Raw genomic sequence first — 11,203 nt, forward strand, 5'->3', positions numbered from 1 at the left:
GGCTCAATTCCGTGCGAGAGCGCGGGCGGCGCCGCGGCGTTGCAGGGCGGCGCGGCGGTTGCGGGCGCGATCCAGCCCCTCCTGTGCGGACGCCGGCTGGTCGTCCGACTGGGAGAGATGCGCACCCAGCGCAGCGATGGTGGGGAAGCGGAAGATGTCGGTCAGCGGCAGCGGCCGTTCGGCGATCGCGGCGAGCCGGCGATGCACCTGCACCGCGAGCAGCGAATGGCCGCCGAGATCAAAGAAATTGTCGCGCAGGCCAACGCGCGGCAGCCTGAGCACGTCGCACCAGATTGCCTGGATCTGCGCTTCGAGCGGGCTCTGCACCTCCGCTTCGACCTCGCCGTCGACCTCGGCGACCGCCATCTGCTGAACCGGTTCGGGCAGCGCGTTCCGATCGGTCTTGCCGTTGGGCGTGCGCGGCAGCGCATCGAGCAGCATGAAGTGCGCCGGCACCATGAATTCCGGCAAGCCGACACGGAGATGCTCGCGCAGCTCCTCGCTCGTCGGCGCCGTGCCGGGGCGGGCCACCGCATAGGCGATCAGCCGTGCTTCGGCGCCGCTGCCGCGCGCCACCACCACCACTTCGGCGATGCCGGGATGCGCGGCGAGCCGCGCCTCAATCTCGCCCAGTTCGATACGATAGCCGCGAATCTTCACCTGATGATCGAGGCGGCCAAGGAACTCCAGCGTGCCATCGGCACGCTGGCGGGCAAGGTCACCCGTGCGATAGGCGCGGGCGCCGGCCAGGAAGGGATCAGCCACGAAGCGTTCGGCGGTCAGCTCCGCGCGGTTGTGATAGCCGCGCACCACGCCGTTGCCCGCGATCACCAGTTCACCCGGCGTGCCCGGACGGACCGGTTCGAAGCGGCAGTCGAGGATGTAGATCTGCTGGTTGACCAGCGGCCGGCCGAGCGGCGGCACCGCATCCTCGGTGGTGAGGTTGTGCACCGCCGACCAGATCGTGGTTTCGGTAGGGCCATACATGTTCATCACGCTGCCGCCGACCAAGCCGGTCATGTCGCGGGCGAGGTGCGGCGGGAAGGCTTCGCCGCCCACCATCAGCCGGCGGAGCGCGGCAAGCTGCGGCCGCGCGGCGGGATCGCTCGCCAGCATCTGCACCAGCGACGGGGTGCACTGCAGATGGGTGACGCCGTGGCGCGCCATCAGGTCGGGCAGTGCTTCGCCGCCCTCGCCCGCGGTCGGGTTGGCGAGCTGCCGCAGCCGGTTGAGCGCGGGCAGATGCTCCAGCACGGTCGTCACGGGGATGCCGAAGTCGATCAGGCAACCAATCTCGTTGACGCCGATCGCGCGCAGCCGCTGGATGAGATCCATGCAGCCCTCGGGCGTGCCGAACAGGCCGCTGGTCTCGAAATAGCGGTCGAACGCGTGTTCGAGCAGCGCCTCGGTCTCTTCGTCGCTGAGCTCCGAGAGCTCGATCTGGTCGCCGGGCTCCGCACCCTCAGGGCGGCGGAAGGTCGGGAAGGACCAGGCATATTGCTGGAGCAGGTTGGTCGAGGTGCGCAGATAATCGATCAGCGGCTGACGCGCGATCTCGCGGATCTGCGCCACATCGTCACCCACGAAGCTGTGCAGCATCAGCGTGACATGGCCTTCACCCGGATGCCCCGCCTCGCGCCAGGCGGCGCGGTAGACAGCGACCTTCTCGGCGACCTCCTCCACCTTCTGCCCCAGCAGGTGCGTGAGCACATAGGCACCGGTGCGGCCGGCGGCGGCGAAAGTCGCCGCGTTGCCGGCGGACGTTATCCAGACCGGCAATTCGGGCTGGACAGGCCGGGGGTAGACCTGAACCGCCACGTCATGGCCGAGTGCACCGGGGAAGCTTCGCTTCTCTCCGCGCCACAACGCCCGCACATCCTCCATGCTGCGCGCCAGCGCGCCGCTGCGGTCGCTGAAGTTCGCGGGATTCAGCACGAAATCGTTCGGCTGCCAGCCCGAGGCGAAGGCGATGCCGACGCGACCATTGGAAAGATTGTCGACCAGCGCCCATTCCTCCGCGATGCGGATCGGATGGTGCAGCGGCGCGACCACGCTGCCCGCGCGGATCTTGATCCGCGAGGTCGCCGCCGCGATCGCCGCCGAGGTGACGGAAGGGTTGGGATAGAGGCCGCCAAAGGCATGGAAATGCCGTTCCGGCGTCCACACCGCCTCGAAGCCGTTGGCGTCCCCGAAGCGGGCGCCTTCCAGCAGCAGCCGATATTGCTGGGCGATGCTGCCGCTGCCGACGCTGCCAAAGTAGAACAGGCTGAAATCGAGCGGCTGGGCCGAGACGCCGACCGCAGGCACGTCGCCGCGCACTTCGCGCTCGGTGGCGATCACGACATGATAGCCGCGGGTCAGCGGCCAGCTCAGTTCGAGCACCGAGATGTCGAAGCTGAGGCTGGTCACCGCCAGCCAGGTGCCGTCCGCCTCCAGCTTCGCATCCATGCCGGCGAAGAAGTTGAGCACGTTGCGATGCTCGACCATCACGCCCTTGGGCAGCCCGGTGGAGCCCGACGTGTAGATCACATAGGCAAGGTTCTCCGGCCGCACGCCACCATCGAAAGGCGCGGGCGAGAGCGTGGCGATCGCGGCGCCCGAGTCATCGAGATTGACGATCCGCGCATCGGTATCGGGCAGGTCGGCGAGCAGCGAGGCCTGGGTGACGACCACTGCAAGCCCGGAATCGCTGATCATGTGCGCCAGCCGATCACGCGGATAAGCGGGATCGAGCGGCACATAGGCGCCGCCGGCCTTGTGGATACCGAGCATCGCGACGACCATCTCGACCGAGCGTTCGAGGTTGAGGCCGACGAGCACGTCCGGCCCAACACCCAGATCGGCGAGATAGCGCGCCATCCGGTTGGAACGGGCATCGAGCTCGGCATAGGTCAGCGAAACGCCGCGCGAGGTTATCGCGGTGCGGTCAGGCGTGCGCGCGGCCTGCGCGACGAACAGTTGGTGCGTGCCGGCGGCGGCGGAGGCCGGAGCGGTGCTGGCATTCCATTCGCGCACGACGCGGACATATTCAGTGGGATCGAGCAGCGACAGCCGCGCGATCGGCGCTTCGGGCGCGGCGGCGGCTGCCGCCAGCATCGCCTCGAACCCCTGCCACAAATCGGCGACAGTCGCGGCATCAATCCGTGCCGGATCGAAGGACCAGCGACAGGTGCCGCCGTCGGCGGCGATGGCGATGTGCAGCACTGTTTCCGCCGCTGGCGCGGCCTGATCGAGGCTGTCGACCATCTGCACCGTCACCGGATGCGCGAAGCTGGCGCGGCCGCGCAGTTCGGGAGTGCGCGCGATCAGGTCGGCCGAGATGGCGACGCGCTTGTGCATGTTGCCGGTCTCTTGCGCTACCGCATCGGCCAGCACGTCGAGCGACGCATTCCAGTCGAGCGTCACGCGCAGCGGCAGTTCCGACGCGAACCAGCGCGAAACACCATCCAGCCGCGAGGTGTGGACCTGATCGGTATAGCCGATATCGACCTGATCACGATCGGCGACGCGGCCGAGATAGGCGATGGTCGCCGCCAGCAGCGCCTGCGCCGAGCCCGCCGCGACGGCGCGATCGAGCGTGGCGCGACCGGCGCGCGGGGAGGCGTTGGCGGCGGTGAACTGCGGCAGTTGCAGCGCTTCGCGCGCAGCGAGGCGGCGCTGCCACCAGCCCTCATAGCGGCCAGCCGCGCCATCTAACGCGTGGAGCGCGGCGCGGACGTCGTCGTCGAGCGTCGCCAGCTGGTCCCCAACGGCCGTCGCCGGCAATCCGGTCGTTCGGCCGTCGAGGTCCGCCAAGCGCAGGATGCGCAGATCATTGCTGCCGGTGGCGATCACCGGCGCGTCGCCGCCTTCCAGGATCGTGCCGGGCGTCGCGCCCGAGGCGCTTTCGAGCAGCGCGACTTCCTGGACGAGCAGCAGCGCATCGCCGAACAGTGCCTTGGGCGCGCCCAGCGGGTTGCGATAGGTGCCGAAATCGAGCGCCGATACCAGTCGGGCGATCTCAGCGGCGGGCGCCTGCCAGTCGATCGTCGCGGCCGCCTGGGGGCGGTCGGCGCGGCCGAACAGGCGCAGCGGCGCGCTCGGCTGCGGCTGGCGGCGCATCGTGCCGGCATCCAGTTCCTTCACCAGCAGCGCGAAGCTGCGGATGCCGGCCTCGAAACATTTGGTGTTGAGCGAGAGTGCGCTTTCGCCTTCGTCGATGTCGACCGGCTCGGCGACGAGGATGTCACCGGCGTCGACCGCATCGGTCATCAGGTGCCAGGTCACGCCATGCTGGCGCTCGCCGCCGAGCAGCGCCCACACCGGCGTGTTGAGCCCCGCATAAGCGGGCAGCGGGCCATCGTGGAAGTTGATCGCGGCGCGGCGCGGCAGCGCCAGCACCGGTGCGGGCACCAGCGACAGATTGGTGATGCTGAACAGATAGTCGATGGGGCCGAGGCCGGCGGTAAGCAGCTCGGCCGCCTGGCCGAACAGCGGCAGCCCGGCGCGGCGCGCCCAATCGGCGGCAGCGCCCTGCCCCGCGACCACGGCCATGATCTCGTGGCCGTTGCGCTGAAGCATGTCCGCGCATTCGACGAGCAGCGTCTCGTTGCCGATCAGCACCGAGCGCAGTTTTGCCGTGGGTTCGACGCTGATCCTGTCCTCGTTCATGGCCGAGACAAACCGGTCGATATTCCCCGGAACCGTCAATCCATCCATGGAGATCTCCCTCTTGATCTCATGGTAGGCAGCGGCCGCGCCCGCAGCTATTTCAACAACCCCGTAGGCAAAATCGGTAGGATTTTTCCGCGCTGGTAATTTTCTGGACCGGTTCGTCCCATTGACGAAAACATCAGGCGCCGCGGCTCGATCGACCGCGACGCCTGGCTGATCCAACCGGATAAAAAGGAGATAGAAAATCGCGCCGGCGATCGACTTTCGGATTACTTATATTCGATCAACCGGCTGCGGCGTTTGCGCCAATAGTCGATCTGCCCCTGCAAATGGGGCAGTTTGCCGAGCGTGATGAAGCTGGCGAACACCGGGCCGCCCTTCATGCACACGCGCAGCCACAGCAAGGGCCACAGCGGCCAGGCGATCGGCAGCGACCAGAAGGTGTTGCTGACCACGCGGTGCCACAGCCGCGGGTTTTCGCGCCCGCGCCGCACCACCGCCTCCGCCATCGCATAGCCGCTGCGGCGGTTGCGCTGCCACCATTGGCGAAAGCGCGTCATCGCCGCATCATGCACCGTCATCTCGCCCGCGATCCGGCGGATGCGCCAGCCGTTGCGGCGGATGCGGTGGCACAGATCGGGCTCCTCACCCGCGATCAGATCCGGCGAGAACCCGCCGACCTGGCGGAACGCCTCTGTACGGAACAGCGCGTCGCCGCCGCAGGTATCCGCGATGCCGACCGGCGTGTTCCATTCGCGGTCGCACAGCCAGTTATAGGGGCTGATGCCGGGATGGCGTTCGCGACGGCGCCCGCAGACGGAAGCCAGATCGGGCTCCGCCCTGATCGCGTCGAGCGCGGCTTCCAGCCAGCCATCGACCAGTTCGCAATCACCGTCGACAAAGTGGATGAAGGGCAGATCGGGCACCTGCTCCATCATCCAGGCGGCCCCGGCATTGCGCGCGCGCGCCGCGGTGAACGGGATCGAGGTGTCGAGCTCGATCACCGGAATGCCATGGCTGCGCGCCAGCGCGACACTGCCATCCTTCGAACCGGAGTCGACATAGACGACGAGGCGCGCCTTGGGCAGGATGCTGGCGAGCGACAGGCGCAGCCTTTCCCCTTCGTTGCGGCCGATGATGACGAATCCGACTTCAGGGCCGACATCGGGCGCGCCGGCCTCGATACCGTCGAATTTCCTCATGGACATATCGTTCATGGCTTTCGTTCCGTCCGGATCCATTGCTTCTGCCGGCGGGTGGCGAACTGGGCGATGATCGGCAGCTTCCACACCAGATAGGCGGGCAATTGAGCGAGGCTGCGGGCCGGCAGCAGCGCCCGGCCATGCGCGTGCCAGGCACCGACCAGGCCGATGGCGAGCAAGAGTTCGAGCCCGATCAGCAGCAGAACCGGCGTCGACAGACCGCCGAGCAGCAGTGCAACCAACGTCACGAGACCGGCGACGCCGATCAGCAGCACGGTGGGCGGCACCATCAGGTCGAGCGCAACCATCAGCAGACCGCTGCGCAGCAGGCGCGGCACATAGACCGTCATCGAATGGAGCATGCCATGTTCCCAGCGGCGGCGCTGCCCCTCGGTGCCGCGCTGCGAACTGGCGGCGCTGGTGAAGCGCGCACTTTCCTCGAACAACACCTGTTCGCCCTGGAGCAGCAGGTCCAGCCCCATGTCGAGATCTTCGACCAGCGAGTCGGGCCGCCATTCGATGCGGCGGAACAGTTCGCGCGGAAAGGCCATGCCGCTGCCCTGCAGCAGCGCAGCGCCGGCGAGCGCACTGAGGGCGCGTTGCCGCACGAGATTCTTGATGAGGAAGGCGAAACAGGAGACGCGAACGATCGCGGTCGCGTCGTCCGGCGGCAGCATCAGATAGGCGCCCTGCACCACCGCATGTTGGCGCCCCGCAGTGGCCGCAAGACGCGGCAGCGCGTACGGTTCGGGCTCGCAATCGGCATCGACGATAATCACAACCGTATCGACGCCTGCGGACAGATGGGCGCGGCCGAATTCCAGCGCATAGCCCTTGCCGCGCCGATCCGGATCGGTCCGCTCGAACACCGTGGCGCCCAGTCCGCGCGCGATCGCGGCGGTCTCGTCAGTGCAATTGTCGGCGATCACGATCAGCCGGTCACGCGGGCGAAGCTGCGCGAGCACCGCCCGCACCGGTGCGGCGATACCCGCCGCCTCGTTGTGCGCCGGCATCAGCACGGTGAAGGCGGGCGCGTCTGCGGCGGGTGCCGCGGCGCGTGCCCGCGTCCAGGCGCCGGTGACGCACTCGACCGCAAGCACCGCCACGGGCAGCCCCACGACGAGGCAGAGCAGCCAGACGAAGACCGTGATCATCGATCGCCCCCTCAGGCGCTCCGGCGGCGCTGCAGCGCCGGCGGGATCCAGTCCGCCTTCAGGTGCTGCATCATGATCCGCCAATCACGCTTGTCGGCGGTGCCAGGGCGGCGGCGGAAATCGGTGGTCCGCTCGATCCCGGTCTCCACCTTGCGGGCGGTGTAATAATAGGTCGCAATCGAGCGCCGCGACCGATCCGGCGGGCAGGTCAGCGGATCGGGATGGCCGTGGAAGGTGTCATGATCGGTGTTGAACACCACCGCTCGGTTGAGCAGCGGCAGCACCTTGTGCTCGGCCGCCTTCATCTTGCGATCCCACAGCTCCAGCGCGCCGCCATAGTCCGGCGCCCAATCGTCATTCAGATAGATCAGCAGGTTGAGCCGCCGGTCGACATTCATGTCGTTGTGGTGCGGGAAATCGGCATGGATGCCGAGATGGCCGCCGCGCCGCGTTTCGTGCAGGCCGGCGCCGGCATGATAGGGATCGGCGATCAGCCCCTCGATCCCCGTCATCGCCGAGAGAAAGGCGAGGAAGGCGCGCGAGTTGAGCTCGGCGAACAGCATCCGCGTGGCCGGACCGGGGCACTCGTCCGGCCGGAATTGGAACTTGTAGCGTTCCTGATCGCGCAGGAAGCAATCCTGCCCGCTGCTGTCGGGAAACTCGGCGACCACCTGCCGCAGCAGATCGCGATCGAGGAAATCGTCCATCACGATGTGCGGATAGGGCGCGTTGGCCCGATAGGCCTTCGACAGCCCTTCACCGGCGACCTGGCACTGGTCGAAGTCGAAGCACCGGTAACCACCGAGATCGGTTAAGCTGAGCAGTGGCATTCCCACCCCTTTTCAGGATCGACGCACGAGATGATGCGCGCGACGATCGGCGCGCTTCAGATGCTCTAAATTAAGCGCTTCCAGCCGCTTCGGAACAAGCCGTCAAAACACCTACGGATTTCTCATGATCGACAGTGTTCGGGGTGGACGAATAGAAACGGCCACCATCGGATTGGAGGCTTTTGCCGGTGCATATCGGGCTTTGTTCCCCCCATTGGCCGCCGTCTGGCGCGGCGAACGGCATCGTCAGCTATGTGGCGGCGGTGCGGAATCACTTCATCGCCAGCGGGCATGACGCCTCGGTGATCGCCGACGGCAAGCTGTTCCTGAGCGATGGCCGCGCGGTGCCGCTGAGTGACGCGAACGGCGGCGGCGGCGGCCTGTTCGCGAAGCTCGGCCGCATGGCGATACACAAGATCGATTCGCTCAACGACGGTGCGATGCCCGAGGTCGGCCGCATCATCGCCCGGCAGATCAATGCCGCGCGCGCAATCGCGCCGATCGACATCGTCGAGATGGAAGAAAGCTTCGGCTGGTCGGATACGGTGCGCAAACGGACTGCGGTGCCGATCGTCACCCGGCTGCACGGCCCGCATTTCCTGAAGCCGCCGCGCCCGCGCACGCCCGACGAGCAGCGCGCCGACCGCCAGCGCATGGGCGCCGAGGGCCGCGCGGTGCGCGGCGCACGCACGCTCACCGCGCCGACCCGCGCGGTGATGGACGCGACCTGCAAGCAATATGACCGGGCGACCAGCGCCGCGAGCAGCGTGATCCCCAACCCGATCGCGCTCGCGCCGCCCGCCATCCGCTGGCGCGCCGACGGTTGCGAGCCAGAGCATATCCTGGCGGTCGGTCGCTTCGATTACTGGAAGGGCGCGGATACGATGCTGCGCGCGTTCGATACGCTGCTGCGCACCCGCCCCAATGCCCGCCTGACATTGGTCGGCCCCGACATGGGGCTGGAGGTCGCGGCGGGCAAGCTGGTCAATTACAACGAATTCGTCGCCGAGCACCTCTCACCCGAGGGGCGTGCCCGCACGCGCTATCTGGGCAAGCAGACGCCGGACGAGATCACAGCGCTGCGCCACACCGCACAGGTCACCGTCTGCGCCTCGCGCTGGGAGAATTTTCCCTACGCTCTTCTCGAAGGCTTCGCCGCGGGCTGCCCGATGATCTGCACCGACTGGCCGGGCGGCCAGGAAATCATCGTCGATGGCGAGAGCGGGCTGCTGACCCCCGTCGGCGATGCCGATGCGCTGGCGGCACGGCTGGACATGCTGCTGGGCAACCCGGCGCTGATGGCGAAAATCGCAGAGGGCGGCTTCATCCGGTGCCGCGATCATTTCTCGGTGGAGGCGGTCGGGGCGCAATTGCTCGACTGCTACGGCGCCGCACTGGAAGGCACATCATGAATCACGGACAGGTCCAGAAGCTGGCGGTGCCGGCGTTCGACGCGCGCGCATTGATCCGCAAGCTGCTGGAGATCGCGCAGCGCGACACCAATGTCGTCGTCATCTTCGTGGTGATCAACAATCTGCTGCGCGCAGTCAGCAGCGTGATCCTCACCCGGCTGCTCGTGCCCGAGGTGTTCGGCATCGCCGGCGTGATCGGATCGATCTCCTTCACCGTCGCGATGGCGTCGGACCTCGGCTTCCAGGCCTTCGTAGTGCGCCATGCCGAGGGCGACAATCGCCGCTTCCTCGATACGGTGTGGACGATCTCGCTGATCCGTTCCGCCTTCCTCACCGTGCTGCTGATGGCGCTCGCCGAACCGATCGCGGTGCTGTTCGACAAGCCGGAGCTGGCGCCGATCATCTTCGTCTCGTCGCTGACCTTCATCATCGAGGGGCTGGCCTCACTGACCTTGCTGACCGCGCTGCGCAACCGCCAGATCCTGCGGCTTTCATTGCTGGAGGCCGCGGTGGTGGTCATCCAGATCATCTTCGCCGCCACGCTGGCCTATTTCTGGCGCAATTACTGGGCGATCCTCGTCGCGATGCTGGTGAGCAGCAGCTTCAAGACGTTGCTCAGCTATACGATGTTCTCCAACTCGGCGCGGCGTTTTGCCTGGGAACCGGCGTTTGCCAAGGATTTGTGGAAGTTCGCGCGGTTTGTGACCGGATCGAGCCTGATCTCACTGGTGCTGGCGCAGTCGGACAAGTTGCTGCTCGCCCGGCTGATGCCGCTCGACGATTTCGGTCTCTATATCCTTGCGGGCAACCTCGCCTCGGCTCCCCTCGCCTTCACCGGCGCCTATGCCAGCCGCGTGCTTTACCCGACCTATTCGCAGCTCTTCCGCGAAGGCGTCTCCGATCTGCGCGCGCAATTCTATGCCAAGCGCTGGATGCCCTCGCTGCTGTTCACCTTCGCGGCCGGCGGGCTGATCGGATCGGCGCCGCTGGTGATCACCATCCTCTACGACCCGCGCTATGCCAATGCCGCGATCTACCTGCAGATCCTGGCGATCGCGCCGATGCTGGCGCTCGCCTCCAACGCCGCGAACGAGGCGCTGACCGCTACCGGCCGCATCCGCGCCACCTTCGAGGCGAGCGTCGCGAAGCTGGTCTGGCTGGTGATCGCGGCACCGGTTGGCTTCTATTATGGCGGCCCGATCGGCCTCGTCCTCGCGGTGGCGATGATGGAAGTCGCCGCGCTCGCGCTCAAATGGACGCAGATGTACCGCGCCAGCCTGCTCGACATCCGCCAGGAGATGATCTTCCTTGCGGCAGGGGGCGCGGGCATATTGGTGGGGACGATCGGTGACCAGATCATCCGGCGGTTGTTCATCTGAGACCCGGCCTGACATGAACTGAGGGGTGGACCCGATCGGATCAGCGATGGTCCGATCGCGTTTATCGTTTTGAGCACTTGAGTGGCTGGTGAACACCCTAGGTTCAGCCATCCAGGTGGCTAGGAATCTAAAGCAGCGGCAAACAACCTTAGCAGCCATTCACCGTTTGATCGAACGGCTCGATTGTCGCCGAAATAGTGGTAGCAGCGATTTTCCCCTCTATCCCGTAGATCCCGGCGAGATGCAGAACGTGTCCTTGGTCAGTGCTTTCAATCCACGAAGCAGATAGCACGTTCTAATGATTCCAATCTTCCAACCTTAAAGATTGGATGTCGACAATCTTGATTGTCACCAAAGCATGGCGATCCAAGATAAAATGGCCGGCTTCATCGATCTCACTTGTCGTTCTCCACGCATGAATGCGGATCGCGGATGGGTGGGGGGCGCGCGCGAGATCAACAGACAAGACTTCGGCATCGTGAAAGTTGGGAGAATAGCCAAACCAATCAACTAAGCCGGTCCAACCCGGAATAGACACGAGTTCGCTCATTCGACGTTGATATCTCAGAGGGA

General features: G+C 66.4%; 7 protein-coding genes. 2 read left to right on the forward strand and 5 right to left on the reverse strand.

The window, feature by feature from the left end; genetic code table 11:
- Positions 1-3: 3 nt before the first annotated feature.
- From FHS96_RS13495 to FHS96_RS13510, 4 genes are all read right to left on the reverse strand, one after another.
- A complete protein-coding gene (locus FHS96_RS13495) occupies positions 4-4,698 on the reverse strand; it encodes a MupA/Atu3671 family FMN-dependent luciferase-like monooxygenase (RefSeq protein WP_429592159.1) in 4,695 nt (1,564 codons plus the stop codon).
- Between the two features lie 224 nt (positions 4,699-4,922).
- Positions 4,923-5,855: a glycosyltransferase family 2 protein gene (locus FHS96_RS13500; protein WP_429592162.1), complete on the reverse strand. Its 933-nt coding sequence runs from the start codon at positions 5,853-5,855 to the stop codon at positions 4,923-4,925.
- A gap of 11 nt (positions 5,856-5,866) precedes the next feature.
- On the reverse strand, positions 5,867-7,009 hold the full coding sequence (locus FHS96_RS13505) for a glycosyltransferase family 2 protein (RefSeq protein WP_429592165.1): 1,143 nt from the start codon (positions 7,007-7,009) through the stop codon (positions 5,867-5,869).
- Positions 7,010-7,020: 11 nt separating this feature from the next.
- Complete coding sequence (locus FHS96_RS13510) at positions 7,021-7,839, reverse strand: 2OG-Fe(II) oxygenase (protein ID WP_429592168.1); 819 nt, start codon at positions 7,837-7,839, stop codon at positions 7,021-7,023.
- Between the two features lie 188 nt (positions 7,840-8,027).
- On the opposite strand from FHS96_RS13510, the gene FHS96_RS13515 reads away from it, so the two are divergent.
- Complete coding sequence (locus tag FHS96_RS13515; RefSeq protein WP_429592171.1) at positions 8,028-9,251, forward strand: glycosyltransferase family 4 protein; 1,224 nt, start codon at positions 8,028-8,030, stop codon at positions 9,249-9,251.
- Positions 9,248-10,630, forward strand: a complete 1,383-nt coding sequence (locus FHS96_RS13520; RefSeq protein ID WP_429592173.1) for an oligosaccharide flippase family protein — start codon at positions 9,248-9,250, stop codon at positions 10,628-10,630. Before FHS96_RS13515 ends, FHS96_RS13520 begins: the two co-directional genes overlap by 4 nt.
- Before the next feature lie 295 nt (positions 10,631-10,925).
- On the opposite strand, the gene FHS96_RS13525 is transcribed toward FHS96_RS13520, so the two are convergent.
- The gene (locus FHS96_RS13525; RefSeq protein ID WP_429592176.1) at positions 10,926-11,180 is read right to left on the reverse strand and encodes a hypothetical protein; all 255 of its coding nucleotides are present in this window, start codon (positions 11,178-11,180) and stop codon (positions 10,926-10,928) included.
- Between the last annotated feature and the right edge of the window lie 23 nt (positions 11,181-11,203).

The organism is Sphingomonas zeicaulis (assembly GCF_050433225.1).
GTDB classification, from domain to species: domain Bacteria; phylum Pseudomonadota; class Alphaproteobacteria; order Sphingomonadales; family Sphingomonadaceae; genus Sphingomonas_D; species Sphingomonas_D zeicaulis.

Excerpts from the sequence above, each read along its gene's own strand:
- FHS96_RS13495 (WP_429592159.1), bottom strand. The coding sequence starts at position 4,698 with ATGGATGGATTGACGGTTCCGGGGAATATCGACCGGTTTGTCTCGGCC.
- FHS96_RS13500 (WP_429592162.1), bottom strand. The coding sequence starts at position 5,855 with ATGAGGAAATTCGACGGTATCGAGGCCGGCGCGCCCGATGTCGGCCCT.
- FHS96_RS13505 (WP_429592165.1), bottom strand. The coding sequence starts at position 7,009 with ATGATCACGGTCTTCGTCTGGCTGCTCTGCCTCGTCGTGGGGCTGCCC.
- FHS96_RS13510 (WP_429592168.1), bottom strand. The coding sequence starts at position 7,839 with ATGCCACTGCTCAGCTTAACCGATCTCGGTGGTTACCGGTGCTTCGAC.
- FHS96_RS13520 (WP_429592173.1), top strand. The coding sequence starts at position 9,248 with ATGAATCACGGACAGGTCCAGAAGCTGGCGGTGCCGGCGTTCGACGCG.
- FHS96_RS13525 (WP_429592176.1), bottom strand. The coding sequence starts at position 11,180 with ATGAGCGAACTCGTGTCTATTCCGGGTTGGACCGGCTTAGTTGATTGG.